We start from the raw sequence: 24,485 nt of genomic DNA, 5'->3' as shown, positions 1-24,485 counted from the left end.
ATGAAAACGGGGCCTGCGGGCCCCGTTGCTTGTCTGCTCTGCGTCACTGTCACAGTGTGACGTCGACCCACACCAGGCGGTGATCCGAACTGACGCCCTTGGCGATGCCGAGCTTGGGGTCATACACCAGGTGGTAGCCCGGCTCGAAGCTGGCCGGCCAGAACACGCCGGAGGCGACCGCGTTCAGGTTGGCGGAGGGCAGCACGTGGTCGAGCTGCAGGCCGCTGCTGCTGGTGATGCGCTCCGGGGTGGGGCGGTTGTTGTTGCGCTTGCACTGATCCGGATGGCTGGCGAGGCACTCGGGGCCGCCCTGGCTGACCGGGATCAGGCCGCCGTTGGTGACGGCCTGGTTGACCAGCACATGGTTGTGCAGCGCCTGAATGGCGGTGAGATCCCCATCGCCAATCTGGGGATCGGCGTTGAGATCGCCGGCGATGACGAACCTGGCACCCGCGGGCAGGCCACCCGCCTTGCCGGCGTCATCCACCATGTAGCCAGCCCCTGCCACATAGTCCTGCCAGAAGGCTATCTCCGCACGGTTGCGTTTGACGTTGTGGCGCGCCGCGTTGCCGAAGATGGGCGGGGTCGGGTGGGAGATAAGGAAGTGGATCACCTCCTCCCTGTCTCCCTGCCTGATGTGCACCGGCACGTCGGCGTGGTTCTTTGAGGAGAGGGGGAGCGCCTGCCAGGCTGCGTCGTCATACCAGGCATCGCCACACTGGCGGCCGCTCGGGATCGGTGCCCTGGGGTTGTGGCAGTCGTCGATGACGGGGTTCGCTTCGCCCGGCATCTCCTTCCACTTGAATGTCTGGAAGGTGCGGATCTGCCTGGTATCGATGGGATAGCGGGACATCACGGCGAAGGCGTACTGGCCGTGATAGCTGCCAAAGCCCCAGGCGTCGTCCGGCCTGCTCACTCGGCCATCCAGGTTGAGGTCATGGCCGCTCATCAGGCCGGTGTTGGTGGCGAAGTTCTGCAGCACCGGATAGCTGATGGCGGTCACCTCGTCGTGCTGGGCATGGGCCAGGTAGTTGTCGTTGAAGGCGTGGAGGTCCGTGGTGTCGCGGCCCTTGCCGTCATTGTCGAATTCGCTTAGCAGCAACACGTCCGGCCGGGTGCGCTGGATGATTTCGGCGATGTTGCGGATCTGCTGCACGTCGAGGGCCTTGGTCTTCTCGGCGCCGCTCAAGGTGCCGTCGGCGAGGCGGGCCAGCAGGGCATCCTGCTCGGTGCGGGTCAGGGCGAGCTCTTCCCCCAGCATGCCGGGTGCAGTGCGATCGAAGGCGAGATTGAAGGTGGCAAAGCGAACCATGGCGGGCCTCGGCGTCAGTGTGGCCGGGACAGCCTGCCATCTTTGGCAGGAAAATGGCAGCACCCTGCCGAATTTCATGGGAAAGGTGCCCGGGTTTCCCCCGTGACACGCAAGCGTTCGGCTCAGGCCCAGCGGGAGAGAGGGGAGGGAATGGCGTAGGCGTAGCCCTGCTGGTAGTCGCAGCCCAGCCGGTTCGCCACCTCGATATGGGCCTGGGTCTCCACTCCCTCGCACACCACGGCCATGCCGAGTCGTTGCAGGTATTTCACCAGCCCCGTCAGCATGTTGAGGGCATGGGTGCTGCGTACAGCCTGGAGCAGCAGGGAACGATCCAGTTTCACGATCTCGTAGGGGAGCATCATCAGGCGCTGGAAGTTGCATGCCAGGGAGCCGAAGTCGTCACAGGCGATGTGGGCGCCATGGGCTCGCAACACCTCGATCATCTCCCTGTGCTGGTGCTTGATCCTGACGTGTTCCAGCACCTCGAACCAGATGGCGATCCCCAGCTTGCGGGCCTGGAGCAGCACCAGCAATAGCAGATTGCGGTAGGTGGGGCTGGAGAGCGCCGGATTGAGGTTGATGGAGAGCGCATAGGGGCCTTTTTGGGCGAGCACGGGCAGATCGCGCATGATGGCCCTGAGCATGACGATATCGAGGTGCAGAGCATCATCCTCGCCGAGGGCGGCAAAATCGATGCTCTGATAACCCTGGTTGCCGGCATCCCAGCGCCTGGCCAGCACCTCATACCCCTTGACCTGACGATCCTGGCCGATGATGGGCTGATAAAAGGGGATGACGATATCCGCCATGCTGACCATGGCACTCACGGGATACTCTTCTTTGAACGCAAACATGGCTCTCACCTGACGGAACATGGCTGCGCATCATACAGGGAGGGTCTAAAGGGAGGCTGTAGGAAGAGTCTGATAATGGGCGTGGGCAGGAAGGAGGGGGTCAGGGAAGGGCATGGCCCTGTGCAGGTGCGGCGCCAGCCAGGGGGGCTGCGTGCATGGCCTGGGCAAGCCAGGACCAGTCGAGCATGGGGGAGCCCGCCTTGAAGCGCTGATAGGCGCATCCCTGACGGATGGTCAGGAAGAGGGTGCTCGGCAGGCCGAGGCGGTTGAGGTAGCGCACCATCACGTCTCCCTGATAATCCCGCAGCCGCAGTTGCAGCTCGGGCAGTGTCAGCCCGTGCTCGCGACCCGTTTCATCCCAGATTTCAAACATCTGTGTGCACTCCTTGCGACATGAGGCTCCACTGTTTCTAAAAAGTGCGGGAAGGGCAATTGTCAGATCTGACAGCGCCATGTGGATTCTATCCAGAAAAGCGAAAACCCGGCGCGAGGCCGGGTTGTCTGAAGGATGGTGGAGGGAGAAGGATTCGAACCTTCGAAGGCAGAGCCGTCAGATTTACAGTCTGATCCCTTTGGCCGCTCGGGAACCCCTCCACAGGGGCATTGCATATTGTGTTCAGGAAGATGGTGGAGGGAGAAGGATTCGAACCTTCGAAGGCAGAGCCGTCAGATTTACAGTCTGATCCCTTTGGCCGCTCGGGAACCCCTCCACGGGGTATTTTCCTGATTTTTACTTACTTGACGCACTTGAATGGTGGAGGGAGAAGGATTCGAACCTTCGAAGGCAGAGCCGTCAGATTTACAGTCTGATCCCTTTGGCCGCTCGGGAACCCCTCCCCAAGTGCGAGGCCGCATACTACCAGATCCGGCAAGGTTGTGAACCCCTTGGCCGCATTCTGACGACAAAAAAGTGTCAAGTGGTCATTTTTTGATATGTTTCGCTCAAAATTCACACTTTTCAATGACTTTTATGTCGCTGCCGAAACGGCGAGGGGACGTAGGGGGGCTGGCTGCCAGGAGCCACGGGGCTCCTGGCGGATCATGGGGAGCTGGCGCTCGCTCAGGCGTCGGCGGGGCGGGCCTGCTGGCAACCCTGCACCGCATGGGCGATGAGTTCGAGGGCGCTCTGCTCGCAGGGGGGCAGCACCTCGTCGCAACTCGCGATCGGGGTGACGCGGTCTCCCCACTTGATGAGGGCGGCGCCCCAGGTCAGCCCGGCCCCGAAGGCGGCGGTCAGCAGGTAGCTGTTCGGCTTGACCCGACCCTGCTCCAGCGCCTCGCACAGGGCGATGGGCACGGTGGCGGCGGAGGTGTTGCCGTACTGCTCTATGTTGACCATCACCTTCTCCATGGGGGCGTTCATCCGCTTGGCCAGGGTCTCGATGATGCGCACGTTCGCCTGGTGCGGCACGATGAGGTCGATCTGCTCGGGGGCGATGCCGGCCTGGGCCAGTACGGTGCCGGTGGCTTCGCCCATGCCGCGCACGGCGCGCTTGAAGATCTCCTGCCCCTCGAAGTTGAAGGTGAAGAGGCCGTCAATGTCGGCGAAACGCACCCGATCCGTACCGAAGTTCGGCACGTGCAGTATCTCCCGCGCTTCGCTGTCACAACCGAGCTTGCTGGCAATCAGGCCGCTCTCCTGCTCGCTCGCCTCGATGATGACGGCGCCGGCGCCATCCCCGAACAGCACGGCGGTGTCGCGCTTGGCCCAGTCCAGCAACTGGGTCAGCCGCTCGGCACCGATCACCAGCACCCTTTGCATCATGCCGGTCTGCACCAGGGAGGTGGCGACCGAGAGGGCATAGACGAAGCCGGTGCAGGCGGCGTTGAGGTCGAACACCGCCGCCTTGTGGGCGCCGAGAGCCTGCTGCACGGCGGAGGCACCATTAGGGACCAGCGTGCCCGGGGTGGCGGTCGCCAGGATGATGCCATCGAGGGCGGCGGCGTCCAGACCTGCGCACGCCAGGGCGCGACGGCCGGCCAGGGTGGCGAGCGCCTGGGTGCTGACATGGGAGACCCGGCGGGCCTTGATGCCGGTGCGCGGGTAGATCCACTCGTCCGAGGTATCCATGATGGTGCCGAGGTCATCGTTGGTCAGCGAGGCGGGGGGCAGGCATTTTCCCCACCCGGTGATAGTGGCGTATGTCATCTTGTCGTCGCTTGTCGTGATGGCCGCTCTGGGGCGGAAAGTGGCGAAATTATGCCGCACGGGGCGTTCACTGTCATCCTGCGGTCCCCCCAGTGTAAGGGGAGTGGCGGGAGCAAGACCGTGATTTTGCTTAAATTTCCGCTTCTCCTTGCCGTAAGATGAAGGCCCGATCCCGGCGACCCCTTCCCGAGGTGACTCCTGTGCACAAAGCGAATCTCAATCTCTTGCCCACCCTCAAGGTGCTGCTGGAGACCCGCAACATCAGCCGGGCGGCGGAGCTGCTGAACCTGAGCCAGCCCTCCATCAGCAAGCAGCTCGGCCAGCTTCGCAGCGAGTTTGGCGACGAGCTGCTGGTGCGGGAAGGGCAGCGCTGGCTGCTGACCCCGCGGGCCGAGGCCCTGGCGGCCCAGCTTGCCGATTCCCTCGGTGCCCTGGAGCGGCTCTACGAGGCGCCGGAATTTGCCCCCGAGCGCTGCGAGCGGGTGTTTCGGCTCGCCTCCTCCGACTACGTGGCCCAGCACATCTTGCCGGACATCTGTGCGGCCCTGGCGAGGGCCGCCCCCCGGGCGGCGCTGGAGTACAGCCTGTGGGACAAGCGCCAGTTGCCCCAGCTCTGGCAATCGGAGCTGGACATGGTCTCCACCATCACGGAGCTGGTGCCGGACCAGATCCGCGGCCTGCATCAGGGGGAGGACAGGCTGGTGGTGCTGATGGGGCGCCATCACCCGCTCTCTGGCATGGCGCTCAGCCTGGAGGATTACCTCGCCTGGCCCCACCTGCAGGTGAGCGGGGGCGGGGACAAGGACAGCCCGGTGGAGCAGGTGCTGGCCCCCCGCGGGCTCTCCCGCCGCTGGTTTGCCCGGGTGCCCTTCTTCCAGGCAGCGGTGGAGGTGCTGCTGCGCACAGACTGTCTGATGACCACCCCGGCCCATATCGCCTGGCAGCTCTCCCGGGAACATGCCCTGAGTTTTTGCGATCTCCCCTTCGCCACCCGTGTCCAGCAGTATCATCTGCTGTGGCACCAGCGCCACCACCTGGATCCGGCTCACCGCTGGTTTCGCGAGCTGGCCTATCCCTTCCTGCGGGATCACCTGCAATTCACCCTGGGGGAGAGTCGCAAGCAGTTGGCCCGAGGGCCGCAGGCGAGCCGCTGATGGCAGCGGGTTGTGCCACTCTATAGCCACTGGCTATGGGCTCTATTCATAACTTTCACTTCTGGCATAGCGAGCCACCCCCTACCCTGATCCCGGGTGACAACAATCGACACGAAGGAAGAGAAGGTATGGAGCTGACGAGTTGGCTGGCGCTGGCCGCCATTTGCGTGATGGGGGCCATCAGCCCGGGGCCGAGCCTGGCACTGATCATCCGCAATACGGTGCAGGGAGGGCAGGGCCACGGGGTCGCCACGGCGCTGGGACACGGCCTGGGAGTCGGCATCTATGCGCTGATCACGGCCCTCGGCCTCGCCATCCTGATCACCCAGACCCCGCTGCTGTTCGATCTCATCCGCTACGGCGGCGCGGCGTTCCTCGCCTGGCTCGGGATCAAGGCGTTGCTGGCCAGGCCCGCAGGGGGTGAGGCAGGCAACGAGGAGGGGCACCCGCCACGGGGACGTCAAGGGGCGTTCGAGGGCTTTATGGTGGCCTTCTTGAACCCCCAGCTCGCCATCTTCTTTATCGCCCTGTTCAGCCAGTTCGTGCACGCCGACACCGGCTGGCGTGAGGGGGGCATCATGATGCTGACCGCAGGCGGCATCGATGCGCTCTGGTATGTGCTGGTGGCCCTGGTGCTCTCTCGCGGGCCCGTACTCGCCTGGCTCAAGGCCAAATCCACCGTGATCGACAAGGTGAGCGGCCTGGTGCTGCTGGGGCTGGCCCTCAAGGTCGTGATCTAGCTCCGCGTCGGGTGCCTGCGTAGTCGGCACTCTCTCAGGGCCGGGGGTTGAGGGCCCGCCAGATGTCCTTGTACCGGGTCAATCCTGCATTCTGCGGTGATCTTAAGCGGGATCAAGGCGGGGGGCGGGGAGTCTGGCTAGAGTGGCGGCCATTTGCAGCCCTTCGAACCGGACGTTATGCGCGATCAGAACCATCACAACCGCCTGGAGTTGCTGGCCCCGGCCAAGAACCTTGCCTATGGCATCGAGGCCATCAACCACGGCGCCGACGCCGTCTACATGGGCGGCCCCGCCTTCGGTGCCCGCAGCGCAGCAGGCAACAGCCTCGAGGACATCGAGGCGCTGGCGCGCCATGCCCACCGCTTCGGCGCCCAGGTCTTCGTCGCCTTCAATACCCTGCTGCACGACCACGAGCTGGAGCAGGCCCGGCGCCTGACCCACCAGATCTACGAGGCAGGGGCCGATGCGCTGATCGTGCAGGACATGGGGCTGCTGGCGCTCGATTTGCCCCCCATCGCGCTGCACGCCAGCACCCAGACCGACAACCGCACCCCGGAAAAGGTAAAGTTTCTGCAGGACGTGGGCTTCTCCCAGGTGGTGCTGGCCCGCGAGCTCTCCCTTGCGCAGATCCGCGAGATAAGCGCCGCCACGAGCGTGCAGCTGGAGTTCTTCATCCACGGTGCCCTGTGCGTCTCCTACAGCGGCCAGTGCAACATCAGCCACGCCCGCACCGGGCGCAGCGCGAACCGCGGCGAGTGCGCCCAGCTCTGTCGACTGCCCTGTTCCCTGCAAACGCTGGCGGGGGAGGTGCTGGTGGAAAACAGCCACCTGCTCTCCTTGAAAGACATGGATCAGACCGACAACCTGGAGGCGCTGATCGCCGCAGGGATCCGCTCCTTCAAGATTGAAGGGCGCCTCAAGGGGCTCGACTACGTCAAGAACGTCACCGCCTGGTATCGCCAGAAGCTGGACTCCATCCTGGCGAGCCGCCCCGATCTGGTGGCCGCTTCCGCCGGTCGTTGCAGCTACACCTTTACGCCGGATCCCAAGAAGAGTTTCAACCGGGGCAGCACCGACTACTTCCTCCATGGCCGACAGCCAGGCATCGACTCGCCGCGCAGCCCGAAATACGTCGGGGAGCCGCTCGGGCGCGTCACCAGCGTGACCCGCGATGGCATCGAGATCGACGGCCAGGCCGTTGCCCTCAACAACGGCGATGGCCTCGGCTTCTTCAAGCCGGGGGGCGAGCTGGTGGGCATGCGCCTCAATAAAGTGGAAGAGAAGGCACAGAGCAAGCGGTTACTCCTGTCGGAACCCATGCCCGGTCTCAAGGTGGGCACCGAGATCTTTCGCAACCACGATCAGGCCTTCAGCAAGCAGCTCGAAAAGGGGAGCGCGGATCGCCGCATCCGGGTCGATATGCGGCTATCGGAGTGCGACGAGGGACTGCGGCTCGAACTTGTGGACGAGCAGGGCATTGGCGCCGCCGTTACGCTCCCCTGCGACCAGCAGCTGGCCGACAACCCGGAACGGGCGCTGCAGCAGGCCAGGGATCAGCTCGGCAAACTCGGCAACACCCTGTTTGTGGCTCGCCAGATTGAGTTGGCAATAACGAGGCCGCTGTTTATTGCGGCTTCACAGCTTAACGGCTTGCGCCGGGACGGCATTGCCGCCCTGGAGGCGGCCCGTCTGGCTGCCTACCGGCGACCCGAGCGGCGCATTCCCCTGCGAGGCGCCGTTTATCCCCAACATCGGCTCTCTTATCTGGGCAACGTGCTGAACAGCGCGGCGGAGCAGTTCTTTCGCGAGCACGGGGTGGGGAGCATCGCCCCCGCGTATGAGGCGAACAAGGAGGAGCGGGAAGTGGTGCTGATGACAACGAAGCACTGCATCCGCTACAGCCAGCAGCTCTGCCCCAAGGAGGTACCCGGTCTCAAGGCCGAGCCCCTGGCGCTCAAGATGGGCAAGGAGAGTTTCCGCCTGCGCTTTGACTGCCACCGCTGCGAGATGCAGGTGATGGGCAGCCTGAAGAGGGGATGATTGCCCGTGTGGGCATGGGGCTGGAGCGGATTTGATGGCAGTATGGGGCGCGGCCTTGTCACGGATATCCCGTGGCGAGCCGCCTTCCCCCAGCCTTCTTCTGACAAAGGATCCGTCATGAACATCCATGCACTGCCGTTTTGCACCACGAACTGGGCCGAGGTCCCGACGACCGAACACAAGGGAGAGCGCGGCGTCGCCCGCTGGCACACCCGGCAGTTCGGGGATCTGCGGGTGCGAATGGTGGAGTACTCCCCCGGGTATCTGGCGGATCACTGGTGCAGCAAGGGCCATGTGCTGCTCTGCCTCGAAGGGGAGCTGCACACCGAGTTGCAGGATGGCCGCGTCTTCACCCTGACGCCGGGCATGAGCTACCAGGTGGCGGACAACGCCGAACCCCATCGCTCCTATAGCGAACTGGGCGCTCGCCTCTTTATCGTCGACTGAGCCGCTCTCTTTCCCGCTTCCCCTTGTACATCAGGAACTTGCCATGCTTGAACTCAGACCCAACTGCGAGTGCTGTGACCGGGATCTGCCCGCCGACACGGCGACGGCCTACATCTGCTCCTTCGAGTGCACCTTCTGCGCCGAGTGCAACGATCAGTATCTGCACCTGACCTGCCCCAACTGTGGCGGCGAGCTGGTCAGGCGCCCGCGCCGCCCGGCGGCCAAGCTGGTGAACAACCCCGCCTCCCTCCAGCGCGTCTTCAATCCGGCCCTGAAAGCGGCGCTGGGCAAGGGGGGCTAGGGCCCTCCCTTCATGGGAAGGGCTGGGCTGGCAACTGGCTCGTCCCTGTGGCTCTTGACCTTCTCCCGGCGGCAACCCCTATCAAGGGGGCTCACACCAAAGGAGCAAAAGATGACGGAGCGATTCGAAGGAGAAGGGGCGAAGGCCTATGACAGCCGCATCCCCCTGCTGGTGCCAGGCTACGAGCTGCTGCACCAGCTTTGTGCCTCCCGGCTGATGGCCGCGCTGGGCCAGCAGGCCCGTGTGCTGCTGGTGGGGGTGGGCACGGGCAGCGAGTTGCTGCTGCTTGGCCGTCTCTGCCCCCGCTGGACCTTTGTGGCCCAGGATATCTCGGCGGACATGCTGGCCCATGCCAGGATGCGGGCCGAGCAGGCGGGCATGGGGGAGAGGGTGTGTTGGCACCTGGGCGCATTGCCTGTGCTGGATAAGCCTTGCGATGGTGCACTCTGTCTGCTGGTGCTGCATTTTCTGGCGCAAGATGCCAAAGCCGCGCTATTGGGTGATATTTATCGCCAGCTCAATCCTGGCGCTCCCCTGCTGCTGGCGGATCTGATGGCGCCCACGGACCCGCTTGAGCGCAAGGCGATGGGGTTGCAAGCCGCCCTCGCCGGTTTGCCGCTTCCTGCCTGCGAGCAGATGGTGCGCCGCCTCGGGGAGGATTTCACCTCCCTGGACGAGGGACAGACCCGGCGCCTCTTGCAAGGGGCCGGTTTCGCGGCGGCGCACCGCTTCTTTCAGGCGCTGGGGTTTCACGGCTGGCTGGCGCAGCGGCAGTGAGCCCTGGCCGGGCTGCGCCGGATCAACGAGAGGCCCTCTCCAGCGTCAGCAGTGCCTGCTTGATGGGCAGGCCTCCCGCATAGCCGGTGAGGCTGCCATTCTGGCCGATCACCCGGTGGCAGGGGATGATGATGGAGAGCGGATTGCGACCGTTCGCGGCACCCACCGCCCGCACCGCGTTTGGCTTGCCGATGGCGCGGGCGATGTCGCCGTAGCTGCGGGTCTCCCCGTAGGGGATGTCGCACAGCGCCTGCCACACCGCTTGCTGAAACGCCGTGCCCCTGGGGGCGAGCGGCAGGGTGAAGCGCTGCAACCGGCCCGCGAAGTAGTCCCGAAACTCGGCGAGGAAGGGGGCGAGCGCCTCGCCGTCCTGCCGCCAGTCGCTCATGTCGGGCAGTGGCCGCAGCCCGGCCAGGAAGTCCACGTGCACCAGACCGCGCTCGTCGATGGCGACCAGCAGTTCGCCCTGGTCGGTGGGCATCATGTCATAGCGGATCATGGGCTCTTCTCCTCGTCTTGTGTCTGTGTTGGCCGGGTGAGCAGCGCCGGTTGTTCACTCATGGCGTGCCACAGCCAGCTCGCGGCGTAGGCGCGCCACGGCTGCCAGGGGGCGCTGCGCGCTGTCACCTCTTTCATCGGCAGCTTGTCACCGCCCCCCAGCGCCTTTTGCAGCACGAGATCCGAGGCGGGGAAGGCGTCCGTGTCGAGCCCGCAGCGCAGCCGCCAGTAAGCGACAGTCCAGGGGCCTATGCCCGGCAGCGCGAGCAGTTGCTCGTCGCTCGCGCTGCCCAGGGTGAGTGCGCCGCTTGCGAGCGCCGAGGCAAGCCCTTGCAGCGTGCGGATGCGGCTGCCCGGCATGCCGATGCCGTCGAGATCCAGCTCGCACAGCTGGGTCGGGGTGGGCAGCTGCGCGGTGCCGAACTGAGCCTGGGTGCGCGCCACCAGGCGCCCCATGATGGTGATGGCACCCTTGACCGACACCTGCTGGCCGACGATGGCGCGCAGCATCACCTCGTATTCATCCCACCCCCCCGGCAGCCGCACCCCGGGCCATCGTCCCTGGATGCCGGCGAGCAGCGGATCCTGCCCCAGGTGTTCGCCGATGCGGCTCATGTCGGCGTCGAGATCCCACATGCGGCGCACGCGGTACAGTATGTCCGGCAGCGCACTCGGCGGCAGATCCCGCACCGTGAGTCTGAGCCTCTCCCCCTCGACGGGCTCGATGCGGATGAGCCCCTCCTGCTCGCCGACCCGGTGACGGCGCTCGTAACCGTGCTCATCCACCCGCTCCAGCCCCGGAATGGCGCGCAACCGGTAGAACGCGAGCATGGCCTGGACGTCGAACGGCGGGCGATACAGCAGGTGCAGTTGCAGGCTCGATTGCGGCGCCGCCTCGCCAGTCCCCCCTTCCTGCTTGCGCAGGGCGCCCGGTGTCATGCCATACGCCTGCAGCCAGGCGTCGTTGAAGCGACGAATGCTCGCAAAGCCTGCGGCAAACGCCACGTCCGTGATGGGCAGGCGCGTCTCCGTCAGCAGCCGTTTCGCAAGCAGCAGGCGGCGCGTCTGCTCCACCTGTTTCGGCGAGGCGCCGAGGTGTTGCTCGAACTGGCGCCTCAGGGTGCGCTCCGTGATCCCGGCCTGCGTTGCAAGGGAGCCCAGGCTGTGCTCCGCCAGCTCGCCGCGCTCGATGCGCGCCAGCACCTGGGCGACGAGCGGTGGCAGATCGCCGCTCTGGGCCGGTGCGAGCTCGGGGCGACAGCGCAGGCAGGGGCGCAGCCCGTGCTGCTCCGCCGCCGCCGCGAAGCGAAAATAGCGCACATTGTGCTCGTGCGGTGCCCGCGCCGGACACACGGGGCGGCAATAGATGCCGGTGGAGAGCACCCCGGTGAAGAAGCGACCATCGAAACGCGCGTCTCGCGCGAGGCGTGCGGCGTGGCACTGCTCCCGGGTGAGACCCGGGATGATCTCGTCTCGTTGGGATGAATGCGGGGGCTCTGTGGTCATGGCATGGCTCGGGTTGCTGTGGGCATGTCCCAGAGACTAAGCGGGGGCGAGAGGGGTGACTAGCCAAAAACGGACAGGGATAGCAAAAATAGTGCGATCCGAGGAATCCCAGTCCTCCCTTTGTAAGGTTAGGGGGGCAGGACCCCACCCTAACCCTCCCCTTCGTAAGGGGAGGGGACAAACAGCTCCCCTCTGTGAACGGGGGCGGGGTTAGCTCCTCCCCCTTGTGAAGGGGGAGGCTGGGAGGGGGGTCAACCTCGCTTATTTCAGATAGCGTTGTTCGAGGTGTTTGCGCAGCCACTGGGGATTGAGTGCCTCACCGGTCGCGCGGCGAATGAGCTCGTCCGTGCCGTGCAGGCTGCCCTGGGACCAGATATGGCGACCGAGCCAGCCAAAGATCTCCGGCAGGCGGCCGGACTCTACGAGCGTGCCCATGTCGCCGAGCTCACGCTCGAGTGCGAAGCGCAGCTGCGCCGCGTACATGGCGCCGAGCGTGTAGCTCGGGAAGTAGCCAAACGAGCCGTCCGTCCAGTGGATGTCCTGCATGCAGCCGTTCTGGTAGTTGCCCTTCGTGGACAAGCCGAGCCACTGCTGCATCTTCGCGTCCCACAGCTCGGGGATGTCCGCGACCTCGATGCGCCCTTCCATCAAGTCCCGCTCCAGCTCGTAGCGCAGGATGACGTGGGCCGGGTAGGTGACTTCGTCCGCATCGACGCGGATAAAGCCGGGCTCGACCCTGTTGTACAGCTTCTCGAGGTTCGCGGGTGCGAGCGCATCCTCTGCCCCGAAGTGCGCGCGAATGCGCGGCGCAATCAGCGTGAGGAACGCGGGGTGATGGCCGAGTTGCATCTCGCAGAACAGGCTCTGGCTCTCGTGAATGCCCATGGAGCGCGCCTCGGCCACCGGCTGGCCGAGCAGTGCGCGCGGCAGGCCCTGCTCGTAGCGTGCGTGGCCCGTCTCGTGGACGATGCCCATCAGGCTGGAGACGAACTCCTGCTCGTTGTAGCGCGTGGTGATGCGCACGTCCGTCGGCACGCCGCCGCAGAACGGGTGGCTGCTCACGTCGAGCCTGCCGTGCGCAAAATCAAAGCCGAGCAGCCCCATCACCTCCTGGCCGAGCGCCTGCTGCGTCGCAACCGGGAACGGGCCTTGCGGGGTGAGGAGGGTGTCGCTCTTCTGCCGCTCGCTCACGGTCTGGATGAGGCCGGGCAACCAGCTCGTCAGATCGCCGAAGATCTGATCCAGCCTCGCGCTCGTCATGCCGGGCTCGTACAGCGCCAGCATGGCGTCATAGGGGCGCACCCCGAGCGCGTCGGCGCGCAAGGTCGCCACCTCCCGCGACAGGCGCACCACCTCCTCGAGGTTCGGGGCAAAACCTGCCCAGTCGTTCTCCTTGCGCTGGCGACGCCAGGCGTGCTCGCATTTGCTGCCGGCGAGCGACAGCGCCTCCACCAGCGCCCCCGGCAGCAGGCTTGCATCCTGCCACTGGCGCTTGATCTCCCGCAGGTTCGCACGCTGGTGCTCGTCCAGCGGTTCGCTCTCTGCCTTGGCTATCCACTCCCCAAGCTCGGGGGCGGTGCGCTTGCCGTGGATCAGCACGCCGAGCTCCGCCATCGCCTCGGCGCGGGCCTCGTTGCCTCCCTCCGGCATCATGGCGGCCTGATCCCAGCCGCAGATGGCGGAGAGGTGGGAGAGGCGGTGCAGTTGTTGCTGATGTTGTTCGAGTTTCTGGTATGACATGGGATTGTCCTTGTTATCGTCCCTGATGGTATGCACCCCGTACCTGGCATGATCGGGGCCGCCCGATGCTAGCACTGCCATCCACCCTGGTGCCACCCTCAGGCAGTCAGCCGAGGCGCTTCTGGTGCCGTTCGCGGTTTTCCGCCTTCTTGCGCTCGCTCTTGCGCAGCAATACGTAGAGCGCACCGCTGCCGCCGTGGCGGCGCTCGGCGCTGTGCATGGCCATCACCGAAGGCAACTGTGGCAGCCAGGCGCTGACATGGCTCTTGAGCAGGGCACGCGGGGTGCTGCGCTCCCCCTTGCCGTGCAGGATCAGCAGGCAGCGGATATCCCGCACTTCGCATTCGGCAATGAACTGCACCAGGGCGATACGGGCCTCGTTGAGCGTTTTGTGGTGCAGGTCGAGGGAGCCTTGCAGCTCGTATTTGCCAAGGCGCAGCTTCTTGTAGACTCCCTCCTGCACGCCGTCACGCTTGAAGCCGACGATGGCGTGGGGGTCCAGCATCTCGACTGCTTCCGTGCCGAGGTGATCCAGGGTGAGTTGTTCGGCGGTGGCGGCTTCCCGGCGCGCGAGTTGCGCCTCGGTGGGCTGGCTGTTGCCCGCAACGGGGGCGATATGGTCGCTGCGAAGGGGCCGCACGTCGGCCACTTCCTGCAGGAACAGTGAGAGTTCGTCGTTATGAGACACGGCAGGCTCCCCGCATGAAAATGAGGGAGCCAGTATAGCGGGCCTTGGTGGGCCTTAGAATGGCAACGCTCGCGGGCCCCGGCCCTGCCGGGGAGGGCGGTCTGAGCGAGCCTGGTTATTGCCCCTCTTTGGGCGGCTCTGCGTGCATCACCTTGTAGATGAAATAGACCGCATAGGCGCTGATGAGCAGGAAGGTGCCGAAAATCACCAGCATGGACATCAGCCCCACGCTGTTGCCGAACATCAGGTTCATCCAGAATTCCATCTCGTTCACTCCTGTCACTGGGCGGTGACAGGCATGATAGATACCTCTTCAGGAGGGAGGGGATGATCTCGATCAACTCCCTCTCTGGTTATTTAATCGGCAGCAAATTCTGTGAGCCGACACGCATCCGGCGCGTCAGGTCGCCGGACTGGACGCTACTTTGCTTTCTCCAGGGTCGGTTCGGTGAGGGGCGTGATGCGCCAGCCCTGCTGCTCCAGCAGGGCGAGCAGCCCATGCTCGCCGTAAAGATGCAGGGCCCCTACCACGATAAAGCTCTCGTTCGGCAGGCTGGGCCACTTCTTGACCCAGTTGCGGTTGCGCTCTGCCAGCAGGGTCTGTTCCAGCCAGGCTTGCAGCTTGGGCGGCGCCATCTCCTCCCTGAGCAGATTGATGAGGGTGGCCTCGTCCCCGTTCTGCCAGGCGGTCATCACGGCGTCGAACCCCTGCTGGATGTCGGGCAGCTCGTCCAGGGTGCTCTCCAGCATCAGGGTCTGGTTGTCGCCGACGCTCGCGAGATAGCCGAGCTGCTCCAGCAGGGTCTCCAGCCCGACGATGGGTTTGCCGCCGTCGTTCGCCCGCTTGGCGAAGTGCTGGTCGACACCGTATTCACCGCGATAGCCGGTGCGCTCCAGGGCCGCCTGGGTCAGGGTAATGGCCGCAAACCAGGGACGCAGCGGGGCCAGCATGCTCTCGTTCAGACCGTTCTGGCCCGCGGCGATGAGGGTGCGACGGTAGAGGTCGATGGGCAGGTGATCCTTGAGGGTCTTGCCGTCGACGAGCCGGGTGATGGCGCCCATCTCCTGCCACTGCTCCTGGCTGATGTGGGTCATATCCACCTCCATCACCAGGGCGCGGCTCTGCTGCCAGGCGCGCTCCACCGGGTCCGGCAGGGGATAGAGAGAGGGTTTGCCCGCATGGATGGACCCCAGCAGCCAGTGCTGTTCGTTGCCCTTGTTGATGCGGTAGAAGGCCGGATCGGCCATGGCATGGAGCGGCAGCAGCAGGCAGAGCAGGAAGGAGAGCAGCGTGGGATGGAATCTCATGAGGCACCTTATGTGAGCTGGATGAGTGCTCTATGATAAGTCCTCATTTGTCACAGCCAAGAGGTTTCCCATGCCCCACCTTCGTTTTCGGGCAGTTTCTGTCGACACCCTGCAGCGGATAAGCGCCCCCCTGATGACGGATCTCTGCGCCCTGACCGGTGGCAAGCCGGAGTTCGTCACCCTGGAGTGCGTGCCGAGCCAGTGGGTACGAGATGGCCAGCCCGAAGCCGGTTTCCCCTTCGTGGAGCTGGTCTGGTTCGAGCGACCGCAGGAGATGCAGGATGCCGCCGCCGCCCTCATCACCCGCCACCTGAAAGGGGTGCTGGGGGAGCAGACCTATGTGGTGGTGCAGGTGCTGCCCATCGTCAAGAGTCACTACTACAGCAACGGCCAGCACTATTGAGATTGAGCGGGTATCGTTGCTAAGACAGGTGCATGTCAAGAGGAGGCCCGCCGAGGGCCCCTGCCGTCCGGGCTCCCTTTATCAGGCGGATTTGATCAGCAGCTTGTCAAGCCAGCGGCTTGGCAGCAGGCGGCGCAGCACGGTAAACAATTTGGTCGGGAAGGTGACCGGGTAGCGGTGCCTGGGACGCTTGCTCGTGAGCGCATGCAGTAACGGCGGGATGCAGGCCTCGCTTGGCAGGGTAAAGCCCCGGGCACCCCCTTCACGCTCCAGCCTGGCCAGCGTCTGGGCATAGGCGTCCTGATGGCGGCTCGCGCTCGGGTCTATGTGGCGCAGGAAGGCCTCCCGGGCATTGGCGCGAAACCGGGTGTCGATGGGGCCGGGTTCGATCAGGCTGACGTGCACGCCGCTGCCCGCGAGTTCCAGGCGCAGGGTATCGGTATAGCCTTCCAGCGCGAACTTGCTGGCGTTGTAGGCGCCACGATACTTCATGGCCACCAGGCCAAGCACCGAGCTGTTCTGTACGATGCGCCCCTCGCCTGCCGCCAGCATGGGGGGCAATATCTGGCGAATGAGGTGATGCCAGCCAAAGAGGTTGGTCTCGAACTGCTCGCGCAGCGCCTCGGTGGGCAGATCTTCCAGCGCACCGGGCTGGCCGTAGGCGCCGTTGTTGAAGAGGCCGTAGAGGCGCCCTTCTGCCAGGGCCAGCGCCTCTGCCGCCCCTCGCTCTATGCTGGCGCTGTCCGCCAGATCCAGTTGCACCGCCAACAGACCCTGCTGCTGCAGCAGGGCCACATCCTCGCCCTTGCGGGCGGAAGCGATGACGGTGAAGCCCCGGGCGCCGAGCTTTCTTGCGGCGGCGAGGCCGATGCCGCTGGAGCAGCCGGTGACGAGCACGAAGGGATGGGGCATGAGCATGGTCCTGATTGACGGCCGGCAGGTGGCCCGAAGCTGGCATGGTAGCGTGGTGCCACCAAAAACAAAACCGGGCCAGAGGCCCGGTTTTCGGTCACGTCAGATGCCTGATTACATGATGGTGAACGGCATGATGATGTGGAACTTGACGTCATGCTCGGAGCTGAACATGTTCGGGTAGTACCAGCTGCCCTTGTCGTCCTGTTCGTTGTTGTAGTCGGTGTAGTGCAGCTTGAACAGGGTGCCCTTCAGCTTGCCGTCCTGCACTGTGTACATGACGTCGAAGTTGGCTGCCCACTCTTTGCCGCCTTCCAGGGACTTGTCGCCGTTGTTGGCATCCCAGCCGTAGGCACCGGAGACACCCACGCCCCAGCCCGGTGCACCCACCAGATCATCCAGGGAACGAGTCACGCCGAAGAACAGGGCTTTCTCGTCGTTGTGGTTCCAGTCGGAGCGGGAATCCCACCAGATTTCGTTCGCGCCCTGGGAGTTGCCGTAGCCGCGGGTCAGACGGGGCAGGTAGTTGCCCAGATCCCCTTCAGCCTTGGTCCACAGGCCTTCCAGACGGAAGCCATAGGGGCCGGCTGCCCAGCTGGCGGTCAGGGCTTGTTGCCAGGCCAGGCCGTCATAGTCGCTGTTCTCGGTGTCGGAACCGTAGAACTGGTAGCTGGTGTTCAGGCCACCCAGTACGTCGAACTTGTGGGCCAGCTTGAAGTGGTAGCTGTCCATGTAGCCTTCGGACTGACCGAAGCCGGCGGTGACGGCAGTGCCGTTCTCGAAGGTGTAGCGAGCGGCCAGACCGTGGATGTAGTCGATCTTGTTCGCATCGGTGAAGGGATCGCTGGCATAGGGGCTGCTCTTGGAGAAGCCGGTGGTGTTCTTGAACCAGGGAGCTTTGTACTCGTCGGCGATGGCGTAGGTCAGGTAGAGGCCGCCGAAGGTGCCTTCGATCTGGCCACCACGGTAGGTACCGGGTTGATAGGACCAGTTGACGCCGAGGATGCCGGGTACATAGAGCTGGGTGTAACCACCCTTGGCGGTGACGGCGTCACCGAACTTGAATTTCAGGGCGGCGTTGGAGAGGCTGAAGCCGTTCTCGGGAACGCCGTCACCACCTGAACCCCACTTGTCGCCCCAGAAGGAGAACTCGTTCTCTTCGTTGACGCCATTGCTCTCGTCAACGGCCAGATCGTAGGCACCGAAGCCGCCCACGTCGACGCCGACCACACCCCATGCATAGCCGGAGTTGAAGTTCAGGGCTGCCTGGGTGGTGGCATGGCTCAGGTTGGAGTGGTATTTGCCATCCTGACCCGGACCGGCCTGGACGCGATCACGCTCACGCTGGAAGTAGAACAGGCCACCGGTGAGCTTGCCTTCGTCGATGAAGGCGCTGTAGGACTTGCCGTATTCCGGGCTCATCATGTCTTGAGCGGCGAACGCCATGCCGGGGGCGACCAGTGCCGCGACCACGGCAGCACTCAACGCGGCGCGCTTGAAGATCACTTTTTCCATTTGTTATTGCTCCTGATTTTATGGACTTAGCTTTTTTATCCGGCAGCCGGGTAGGCACCCGCCGCTCGGTATTGGCATTGCAATCAACACCCCGAAGGGCAAAAAAATGGTTCTCTGTCGTGCCCTTGTGCCTGATGCCTTGGCGCATCGGTCGGGGCTATCTGCATCGTTACAGTCGTTATTTTTTGGCTGTCGATCCTTGGCGATCTGACATCACCAAGAGTACGTTCGCGGTGCGAAATATCAATGTAAAGTTCCCGGCAAGTTTCAAAAATATGACCGAGTGCAAATAATCATGATTCTTGGTGTGGGCACTCCCAGGCCACTCATGTCGGCAATGACAACGCTTTCATGGTGATTTCACCGTTCTCCTGCGCAGATCTTGCCGTCAAGGCAGAACTTTCTTTGTTAACCCGGTGGCAACATATAATTTTGTATCACAAAAAAAGATGGGCCCGGCCGGATGCCCACTGTCGTGAGCGTGAGCCGTCGCCCCGACAGACAGGGGGACCAGAGATGTGAAAGGGGTGAGGGAGCCTGTGACTGAATGGATGAGGCAACCCGTCATCGCCCGTGAAGACGTGACGGGAGTATCAGGGGAAGGGTTGCGGCAAGGCCGTACTGCGGGCAGGTAGACAGGGAACGCGCCCCGGGTCTGGTGCGTTCCAGGCCCGGGGGTTATCAGCTCTGGCTCAGGATCCGGGGGATCTGCTGGGCCTGGTGGTGGATGTGCTCCGAGACCTGTACCGAGAGGCGGCTGCCCTGGCGGGCGTGCTGGCTGATGCGACCGATGAGGGCGGCGAAGCTCGCCAGCCTGTGCTCCTGACTCTTGGCATTGTCGGCCCCTTGCAGGGCGATGACGGCGGTGCTGCGCGCCATCTCCCGCACCGTCAGGGTGGTCTGGCGCAGCTGCTCCGCCTGCTGGCGCTGCTCGGCGGCCTCTGCGGTGATGCGGGCCAGCACGGTGGCGAGCTGATCCCCCGCCTGGGTGAGGCTGGCCAGGATCTCGGTGATCTGGCCGAGGGAGCGCTGGGTGTCGGCGGAGAGGTGGCGCACCTCGTCGGCTACCACCGCGAAGCCGCGTCCCTGCTCCCCGGCCCTGGCCGCCTCGATGGCGGCGTTGAGGGCCAGCAGGTTGGTCTGCTGGGAGATATGGCCGATGACGTCGACGATGGCAGTCACGTCCTCCACCGAGCGGGTCAGCTGGGCCAGGGCGCCGCTGCTCTCGTCGATGGCGAGCCCGGTCTGGGCGGTAGCCGTCAGCATGCCCCCTACCAGCCGCTCGCTCTGGCTCATGGAGTGTTCATTGTGCTGGGCGTGCTGGGCGATTTCGGCGGCGACCTGGTGCACCTCGCTGGCGAGCTGGTTGAGCTCCTGCATCATGGTGTCGCTCTCATCCACCGCCTGCTCCGTGGTGCGGGTGCTGTGATGGATCTCCTGCACCTGCTCCACCATCTCCTGCAGGCTGGAAGAGACGCTGGAGAGCTGCCCCGCCTTCTGCTGCTGATCCTGTTGCAGGCGCTGTATCAGGCGGTTGTAGCTCGCGACGATGTCCGCCAGTTCGTTGCGCTCGCGCCCCGGGGTCAGGAGCTGGGCCTGACCCGTGGCGTCGAGCTGCAGGAAGGCTGCCCGCAGTTGCAGCAGGGGCCTGACCAGCCAGCGACGCTGCACCAGGGCGAACAGCAGGGCCACCACGACCAGGCAGAGCGCCAGCATGCCGAGCACGGTGGCCAGCTCCCGGTTCATGGTCTGACGGGCGGCGGCGAGTTGCTCACCCAATTGCTCCCCCGCTTGCAGCAGCTGGGTGATGTCCTGCTGCACCATCTGACGAGCAGCCTGCTGCTGTTGCAGCGCCTTGCGGCTGTTTTCCAGCTCCTGGGGATAGCGCTTGAGCAGGGAGGTCAGCTCGGCTTTGGGCTGATCCCCGAGCTCCTTGCGTATCGGCTCTCCCAGGGTGAATTCGTCGGCCGGTGCCTCCTCGAAAAGTGCCAGGCTCGGCAGGGCGGCCAGGGAGTCGGCCTGCTTTTGCAGGGCAGCCAGCTCGAATTGCAGCCCTTCGAGACGCTTGGCACTCGCCTGCTCCATGTAGTTCTGGCGCTGGTGGGCGAGGGAGGGGAGGGCGGTCAGGATGTCGGCCGCCCCCTGGCGATACTGCTCGGCAAGGGCCGGATCCCGCCCGGCGGCTGCTCCCTGCTGGCCGTAACGGAGCAAGGCTTTGGCCTGGGTGGTCAACTCGTTCTCGGCATTTTGCAGCAACCACTGGCTGTTGCCGGAGAGCTTGCCCGCCGCCAGATAGTCGCCGTCAATGCGGGTTTTCATCTGCTCAAGCCGGGCGTTTAGCGGCTGGGTCTGGGGATCCTCCAGGCGGGACAACAGCGCCAGCGCCTGCTGGCGCACTCCCTGGGCCTGGGCCAGCAGCAGGGGATCCCCGCTGCCGAGATAGTCGCGAAGCGCCCCCTGCAGCGGACCGCTCAGTTGCTGTTGCAGGCGCTCCTGCAGACGCTGGGCCTGGGCCGAGTGGTTGAATTGTTGCCAGCCATGATAGAGCGCGGTGGCCTGGACACCGGCCACCAGCAGCAAGACGAGGGAAGAGAGGGAGGCAAAATGGGCAATTTTCACATCAGATTCCTGCTTGAATCACGCAATGGGCGCGAGCTTAATCAGGTCTGATGGCGTTTTTATGACAGTGGCCGTGCCAGCTCCCGTTGATTTGGGCTTTTCACCAGCAGGCCGAGCAGGGCGCCGCCCATGATGAGCCCCCCCGCCAGCAGATGGCGCGGGGTGAGCGCCTCGCCGTTGAGCCAGACCAGCAGCAGGGTGCTCAGCAAGGGAGTGAGGTAGGCGAGCGCGCCGATGCGGCGCGGATCCCCGTCCCGCAGCGCCAGATACCAGGTGACGAAGGCCGCCCCCATGGGGCCGAGGGCGAGCCCGGCGATGAGCAGCCAGTCCCCCTGGGGGATCCGGGCGAATGGCAAGGGGCCTTCCAGCATCCATGCCAGCAGCAGGGCCAGGAGCCCTGCGGGCAGGCAGGCGGCGGCCGTGACCACGGCGGGAGCGGGAGGCAGGCGGCGGGAGAGCACGGAATAGGCGCCCCAGACGATGGCGGCGCCGAGGGCCAGCAGGTAGCCGGGCAGATGGGCCTGTTGCAACTGCAGGTGACCATCGACCATCACCAGCACCGATCCCGCGAGACCCAGGGCCCCGGCCAGCAGATGGTGCAGGCTCAGGGGATGACCCGGCAGCAGCAAGGGGGTGAACAGGATGATGCACAGCGGCCACAGGTAGTTGATGAGGTTTGCCTCCAGCACGGGGGCGTGGCGAAAGCTTGTGAACAGCAGCAGGTGATAGAGCAGCAGGGCGGTGATGGTCACCAGCCAGGTGAGGGGGCTGGCGCGCCACTGGCGCCAGAATGGCAGGGTGCCCGCCCCGCAGAACAGCAGCACCAGCCCCACCAGCACGAGCGGCGAGACGCTGGTGATCCGGGAGGTGAGCGCGGCGAGGGAGGCCCACAACAAGATGGTGAGCAGGGCAAAACCGGTGGACTTGTCCCACCAGGAAGACGCAGGCATCCAACACTCCTTTGCAAGATGAATGAACGAAAAAGAGGGCCAGTCTAGCAGACTGGCCCTCGTCACACAGCGTTGCCGTGACGGTGCGGGTTATGACTCCCGGCTCGGGACGGCCCCTGCCGCCGGAGCCAGGGACTGCCCCTTGACGTACCAGACGATGAGGGCCAGCACCAGCAGCGGCAGCACGGGGTCGAACCAGGTGCCGCCGGAGCCGAACAGCAGGTTCAGCAGGGCGACGCCGGTGCCGCCGATGGCCCAGGCGATGGTGGTCGGGATGGACCAGACGATCATCTGCTGCTTGACGTCGGAGATCCCCATCATGCGGTTGACCACCCAGAACAGGCTGTCGTTGAAGTAACCGAAGAAGAGCGACCCCATGGTGGCGGCCTGGGCGGCCAGCAGCATGTTGACCCCGGGGATCTGCGCCAGGATGGGGGCGGAGATGGAGGCCGCCGTCACCATGGCCACGGTGCCGGACCCCTGGATGAGGCGCACCAGAGTCGCCACGATGAAGGGGATCAGGATGGGGGAGATGGGCAATTGGGCGATCTGCTCGGCCAGTTGCTGGCCTGCGCCACTGTCGCGCAGCACAGCCCCCAGCGCCCCACCGGCACCGGTCACCAGCAAGATGATGCCGGCGGATTGCAACCCCTCTTCCAGGCGGGCGGCGGTGGCGTGCCTGTCCATGTGCGGGACCAGGGTATAGACCGCCAGCAGCACGCTGATGGCCAGCGCGATGATGGGGGTGCCGATGAAGTTGATGCCCTGCACCAGGGGGTTCGCCATCAGCCCGTCCATGCCCTCCAGGGTGGCCAGAGTGGTGAAGATGGCCTTGACGAAGATTAGCACGATGGGCACCAGGATCGGCAGCAGCGACAGGGTCAGGCTCGGCAGGGTCTTGCCCTCCTTCTCCTTGAGGTACTGCTCATAGGTGGCTTGCAGCTCGTCCGGGGTCTGGGCGGCCTGGGCACCGAACTCGGGGTACTTCTTGTCGAGCCACTGGGCGTAGAAGACGATGCCGAGCACGCAGGGGATGGCCAGGGCCATGCCGGTCAGCAGCATGGCGCCGATGTCCACGCCAAACAGGCCGGCAACCCCCAGCGGGCCCGGGGTCGGCGGCACGGTATGGTGGGTTACCACCAGGCCGCCCGCGAGCGCCACCCCCAAGGTGAGCAGGGAGCGCTTGCCACTTTTTGCCAGCGCCTTGGCCACCGGATAGAGGATGACGAAGGCGGAATCCACGAAGATGGGGATGCTGACGATGTAGCCCGTGATGGCCAGTGCCCACTCCTCGCGGCGCTTGCCGAGCCACTTGATGAAGCTGTAGGCGATCTGTTCGGCGGCGCCGGAGACCTCAAGCAGGCGACCCATCATGACCCCGAGGCCGATGACGATGCCGATGCTGCCGAGGGTGGAGCCAAAGCCCTGGGTGATCACGGTGAGGGTCTTGTCGATGCTCATGCCGCCGGTGATCCCGGCGATGCAGGCCGCCGCCAGCATGGCGATCAGGGCGTGCACCCGGGTGCGGATGACCAGGAACACCAGCACGAAGACCGCGATGATGAGACCGATGATGGGGGTTGGGATGTCGCTCATGATGCCTCCTGCATGTCATGGGTGATGAAACTGTCGATGATGTCGGCAAACGTCCTGTCTGCCGCGAAGCCGAGGGCGCTGGCTCGCTGGTTGTCGATGCGTCCCGGCCAGCTCGCCACGATGCGCTCGATGGCCGGATCGGCGGCAAACTGCACCCGATCCCGGGCCGCCTGGCCACCGACCCGTGCGAGGGCCTCCAGCATTTCGCCGACGGTCACGCTGATGCCGGGCAGGTTGATGCTGCGGGCGTCACCGGTGGCGGGAAGTCTGGCCGCCAGCAGGAAGTTCGCGACCACGGTGGCGGGGCTGGAGAGCCAGAGGCGCAGATCCGGGCTCACCGGGCAGATGGCGCTCTCCCCTTGCAGCGGCTCGCGGATGATGCTGCTGACAAAGGAGGAGGCGGCGCGGTTCGGCTTGCCCGGCCGCACGCAGATGGTGGGCAGGCGCAATACCAGACCGTCGACGAAGCCCTTGCGGCTGTAGTCGTTGACCAGCAGTTCCCCCATGGCCTTCTGGGCGCCGTAGGAGGAGGTTGGGGTCAGGGCGGTACCGTCATTCACCAGCTCCGGCAGCGGGCCGCCATAGACGGCGAGCGAGCTGGTGAAGACGAAGCGGATGCCCGGCCGGGCATGGCGGCACGCCTCCAGCAGGGTGCGGGTGGTGTCCAGGTTGACCTGCCAGCCGAGATCGAAGTCCTGCTCCGCGTGGCTGCTGACGATGGCCGCCAGGTGGTAGACCACGGCGGTCCGCTCGCTGATGAGGGACTCGGCGACACCGGGTTCGGTGAGGTCGGCCCGCAGACAGCGAACCCTGGGGTCCGGCAGGGGGGATTGCGGCTGCTGGATGTCCACCAGCAGCAGCTCGGTGAAGGGGTGGGGGCCTTGCAGCAGGGCCCGGGCCAGTTTCTGGCCCAGGAAGCCACCGCCGCCGGTGATGATGATCTGCATCTTGTTATCCTCAGACTCGTTCATGTTCA

General features: G+C 65.0%; 22 protein-coding genes, 3 tRNA genes and 1 pseudogene. 7 read left to right on the top strand and 19 right to left on the bottom strand.

Annotated elements, in window-relative coordinates; translation table 11 throughout:
* Positions 1–49: 49 nt before the first annotated feature.
* From C2U37_RS02225 to C2U37_RS02195, 7 genes and pseudogenes are all read right to left on the bottom strand, one after another.
* A pseudogene (locus tag C2U37_RS02225) lies at positions 50–1,352 on the bottom strand (endonuclease/exonuclease/phosphatase family protein).
* A gap of 82 nt (positions 1,353–1,434) precedes the next feature.
* Positions 1,435–2,166 carry an EAL domain-containing protein gene (locus C2U37_RS02220; RefSeq protein ID WP_029313880.1) on the bottom strand — a complete coding sequence of 244 codons (732 nt, stop codon included), beginning with the start codon at positions 2,164–2,166 and terminating at the stop codon, positions 1,435–1,437.
* A 100-nt stretch (positions 2,167–2,266) separates the two neighbouring features.
* The gene (locus C2U37_RS02215; RefSeq protein ID WP_010673275.1) at positions 2,267–2,539 is read right to left on the bottom strand and encodes a hypothetical protein; all 273 of its coding nucleotides are present in this window, start codon (positions 2,537–2,539) and stop codon (positions 2,267–2,269) included.
* A 136-nt stretch (positions 2,540–2,675) separates the two neighbouring features.
* A tRNA-Tyr gene (locus C2U37_RS02210) sits at positions 2,676–2,760 on the bottom strand.
* 31 nt (positions 2,761–2,791) lie between these two features.
* Positions 2,792–2,876: transfer RNA gene (locus C2U37_RS02205), tRNA-Tyr, on the bottom strand.
* Between the two features lie 42 nt (positions 2,877–2,918).
* Positions 2,919–3,003, bottom strand: a tRNA-Tyr gene (locus C2U37_RS02200).
* Positions 3,004–3,226: 223 nt separating this feature from the next.
* On the bottom strand, positions 3,227–4,315 hold the full coding sequence (locus tag C2U37_RS02195) for a ketoacyl-ACP synthase III (RefSeq protein WP_010673276.1): 1,089 nt from the start codon (positions 4,313–4,315) through the stop codon (positions 3,227–3,229).
* Between the two features lie 200 nt (positions 4,316–4,515).
* On the opposite strand from C2U37_RS02195, the gene C2U37_RS02190 reads away from it, so the two are divergent.
* The 6 genes from C2U37_RS02190 (at position 4,516) to C2U37_RS02165 (ending at position 9,774) form a co-directional block, all read left to right on the top strand.
* Positions 4,516–5,469 carry a LysR family transcriptional regulator gene (locus tag C2U37_RS02190; RefSeq protein WP_010673277.1) on the top strand — a complete coding sequence of 318 codons (954 nt, stop codon included), beginning with the start codon at positions 4,516–4,518 and terminating at the stop codon, positions 5,467–5,469.
* Positions 5,470–5,597: 128 nt separating this feature from the next.
* Positions 5,598–6,209: a LysE family translocator gene (locus tag C2U37_RS02185; RefSeq protein ID WP_010673278.1), complete on the top strand. Its 612-nt coding sequence runs from the start codon at positions 5,598–5,600 to the stop codon at positions 6,207–6,209.
* Positions 6,210–6,386: 177 nt separating this feature from the next.
* A complete protein-coding gene (locus C2U37_RS02180; protein WP_029313887.1) occupies positions 6,387–8,249 on the top strand; it encodes a peptidase U32 family protein in 1,863 nt (620 codons plus the stop codon).
* 117 nt (positions 8,250–8,366) lie between these two features.
* Entirely contained in the window at positions 8,367–8,696 is a 330-nt protein-coding gene (locus C2U37_RS02175) for a DHCW motif cupin fold protein (RefSeq protein WP_010673280.1), read from the top strand.
* 43 nt (positions 8,697–8,739) lie between these two features.
* A complete protein-coding gene (locus C2U37_RS02170) occupies positions 8,740–8,997 on the top strand; it encodes a DUF1272 domain-containing protein (RefSeq protein ID WP_010673281.1) in 258 nt (85 codons plus the stop codon).
* Between the two features lie 111 nt (positions 8,998–9,108).
* Positions 9,109–9,774, top strand: a complete 666-nt coding sequence (locus tag C2U37_RS02165) for a class I SAM-dependent methyltransferase (protein ID WP_010673282.1) — start codon at positions 9,109–9,111, stop codon at positions 9,772–9,774.
* 22 nt (positions 9,775–9,796) lie between these two features.
* On the opposite strand, the gene C2U37_RS02160 is transcribed toward C2U37_RS02165, so the two are convergent.
* The 6 genes from C2U37_RS02160 to C2U37_RS02135 form a co-directional block, all read right to left on the bottom strand.
* Positions 9,797–10,273, bottom strand: a complete 477-nt coding sequence (locus C2U37_RS02160) for a methylated-DNA--[protein]-cysteine S-methyltransferase (protein ID WP_010673283.1) — start codon at positions 10,271–10,273, stop codon at positions 9,797–9,799.
* Complete coding sequence (locus C2U37_RS02155; RefSeq protein WP_010673284.1) at positions 10,270–11,778, bottom strand: DNA-3-methyladenine glycosylase 2; 1,509 nt, start codon at positions 11,776–11,778, stop codon at positions 10,270–10,272. Before C2U37_RS02155 ends, C2U37_RS02160 begins: the two co-directional genes overlap by 4 nt.
* Positions 11,779–12,039: 261 nt before the next feature.
* On the bottom strand, positions 12,040–13,518 hold the full coding sequence (locus C2U37_RS02150; RefSeq protein ID WP_010673285.1) for a carboxypeptidase M32: 1,479 nt from the start codon (positions 13,516–13,518) through the stop codon (positions 12,040–12,042).
* Positions 13,519–13,624: 106 nt separating this feature from the next.
* Complete coding sequence (gene smrA / locus C2U37_RS02145; RefSeq protein WP_010673286.1) at positions 13,625–14,206, bottom strand: DNA endonuclease SmrA; 582 nt, start codon at positions 14,204–14,206, stop codon at positions 13,625–13,627.
* 115 nt (positions 14,207–14,321) lie between these two features.
* Positions 14,322–14,471 carry a DUF3149 domain-containing protein gene (locus C2U37_RS02140; RefSeq protein ID WP_010673287.1) on the bottom strand — a complete coding sequence of 50 codons (150 nt, stop codon included), beginning with the start codon at positions 14,469–14,471 and terminating at the stop codon, positions 14,322–14,324.
* A gap of 155 nt (positions 14,472–14,626) precedes the next feature.
* Positions 14,627–15,514: a TraB/GumN family protein gene (locus tag C2U37_RS02135; RefSeq protein ID WP_041214639.1), complete on the bottom strand. Its 888-nt coding sequence runs from the start codon at positions 15,512–15,514 to the stop codon at positions 14,627–14,629.
* Positions 15,515–15,584: 70 nt separating this feature from the next.
* Between C2U37_RS02135 and C2U37_RS02130 the strand changes: the two genes are divergently transcribed.
* Positions 15,585–15,917 (top strand): DUF1904 family protein, encoded by a 333-nt coding sequence (locus tag C2U37_RS02130; RefSeq protein ID WP_010673289.1) that lies wholly within the window; start codon positions 15,585–15,587, stop codon positions 15,915–15,917.
* 81 nt (positions 15,918–15,998) lie between these two features.
* On the opposite strand, the gene C2U37_RS02125 is transcribed toward C2U37_RS02130, so the two are convergent.
* The 6 genes from C2U37_RS02125 to denD all read right to left on the bottom strand — a co-directional run bounded on the left by C2U37_RS02125 (position 15,999) and on the right by denD (position 24,480).
* Complete coding sequence (locus C2U37_RS02125) at positions 15,999–16,829, bottom strand: SDR family oxidoreductase (RefSeq protein ID WP_010673290.1); 831 nt, start codon at positions 16,827–16,829, stop codon at positions 15,999–16,001.
* Between the two features lie 114 nt (positions 16,830–16,943).
* Complete coding sequence (locus C2U37_RS02120; protein ID WP_010673291.1) at positions 16,944–18,344, bottom strand: OprD family outer membrane porin; 1,401 nt, start codon at positions 18,342–18,344, stop codon at positions 16,944–16,946.
* Between the two features lie 681 nt (positions 18,345–19,025).
* Complete coding sequence (locus tag C2U37_RS02115; RefSeq protein WP_010673292.1) at positions 19,026–20,963, bottom strand: methyl-accepting chemotaxis protein; 1,938 nt, start codon at positions 20,961–20,963, stop codon at positions 19,026–19,028.
* 59 nt (positions 20,964–21,022) lie between these two features.
* The gene (locus C2U37_RS02110) at positions 21,023–21,913 is read right to left on the bottom strand and encodes a DMT family transporter (protein WP_010673293.1); all 891 of its coding nucleotides are present in this window, start codon (positions 21,911–21,913) and stop codon (positions 21,023–21,025) included.
* A 90-nt stretch (positions 21,914–22,003) separates the two neighbouring features.
* A complete protein-coding gene (locus tag C2U37_RS02105; protein WP_010673294.1) occupies positions 22,004–23,509 on the bottom strand; it encodes a GntP family permease in 1,506 nt (501 codons plus the stop codon).
* A complete protein-coding gene (gene denD, locus C2U37_RS02100) occupies positions 23,506–24,480 on the bottom strand; it encodes a D-erythronate dehydrogenase (RefSeq protein WP_223929660.1) in 975 nt (324 codons plus the stop codon). The genes C2U37_RS02105 and denD overlap by 4 nt, the downstream gene beginning before the upstream one ends.
* Positions 24,481–24,485 lie beyond the last annotated feature (5 nt).

The organism is Aeromonas sp. ASNIH1 (assembly GCF_002934285.1).
GTDB lineage: Bacteria > Pseudomonadota > Gammaproteobacteria > Enterobacterales > Aeromonadaceae > Aeromonas > Aeromonas caviae.
The sequence above is the reverse complement of the archived record's forward strand: the minus strand, read 5'-3'. Positions and strand labels throughout refer to the sequence as shown.

Excerpts from the sequence above, each read along its gene's own strand:
- C2U37_RS02220 (WP_029313880.1), bottom strand. The coding sequence starts at position 2,166 with ATGTTTGCGTTCAAAGAAGAGTATCCCGTGAGTGCCATGGTCAGCATG.
- C2U37_RS02215 (WP_010673275.1), bottom strand. The coding sequence starts at position 2,539 with ATGTTTGAAATCTGGGATGAAACGGGTCGCGAGCACGGGCTGACACTG.
- C2U37_RS02195 (WP_010673276.1), bottom strand. The coding sequence starts at position 4,315 with ATGACATACGCCACTATCACCGGGTGGGGAAAATGCCTGCCCCCCGCC.
- C2U37_RS02185 (WP_010673278.1), top strand. The coding sequence starts at position 5,598 with ATGGAGCTGACGAGTTGGCTGGCGCTGGCCGCCATTTGCGTGATGGGG.
- C2U37_RS02180 (WP_029313887.1), top strand. The coding sequence starts at position 6,387 with ATGCGCGATCAGAACCATCACAACCGCCTGGAGTTGCTGGCCCCGGCC.
- C2U37_RS02175 (WP_010673280.1), top strand. The coding sequence starts at position 8,367 with ATGAACATCCATGCACTGCCGTTTTGCACCACGAACTGGGCCGAGGTC.
- C2U37_RS02170 (WP_010673281.1), top strand. The coding sequence starts at position 8,740 with ATGCTTGAACTCAGACCCAACTGCGAGTGCTGTGACCGGGATCTGCCC.
- C2U37_RS02165 (WP_010673282.1), top strand. The coding sequence starts at position 9,109 with ATGACGGAGCGATTCGAAGGAGAAGGGGCGAAGGCCTATGACAGCCGC.
- C2U37_RS02160 (WP_010673283.1), bottom strand. The coding sequence starts at position 10,273 with ATGATCCGCTATGACATGATGCCCACCGACCAGGGCGAACTGCTGGTC.
- C2U37_RS02155 (WP_010673284.1), bottom strand. The coding sequence starts at position 11,778 with ATGACCACAGAGCCCCCGCATTCATCCCAACGAGACGAGATCATCCCG.
- C2U37_RS02150 (WP_010673285.1), bottom strand. The coding sequence starts at position 13,518 with ATGTCATACCAGAAACTCGAACAACATCAGCAACAACTGCACCGCCTC.
- C2U37_RS02140 (WP_010673287.1), bottom strand. The coding sequence starts at position 14,471 with ATGGAATTCTGGATGAACCTGATGTTCGGCAACAGCGTGGGGCTGATG.
- C2U37_RS02135 (WP_041214639.1), bottom strand. The coding sequence starts at position 15,514 with ATGAGATTCCATCCCACGCTGCTCTCCTTCCTGCTCTGCCTGCTGCTG.
- C2U37_RS02130 (WP_010673289.1), top strand. The coding sequence starts at position 15,585 with ATGCCCCACCTTCGTTTTCGGGCAGTTTCTGTCGACACCCTGCAGCGG.
- C2U37_RS02125 (WP_010673290.1), bottom strand. The coding sequence starts at position 16,829 with ATGCCCCATCCCTTCGTGCTCGTCACCGGCTGCTCCAGCGGCATCGGC.
- C2U37_RS02120 (WP_010673291.1), bottom strand. The coding sequence starts at position 18,344 with ATGGAAAAAGTGATCTTCAAGCGCGCCGCGTTGAGTGCTGCCGTGGTC.
- C2U37_RS02110 (WP_010673293.1), bottom strand. The coding sequence starts at position 21,913 with ATGCCTGCGTCTTCCTGGTGGGACAAGTCCACCGGTTTTGCCCTGCTC.
- C2U37_RS02105 (WP_010673294.1), bottom strand. The coding sequence starts at position 23,509 with ATGAGCGACATCCCAACCCCCATCATCGGTCTCATCATCGCGGTCTTC.
- denD (WP_223929660.1), bottom strand. The coding sequence starts at position 24,480 with ATGAACGAGTCTGAGGATAACAAGATGCAGATCATCATCACCGGCGGC.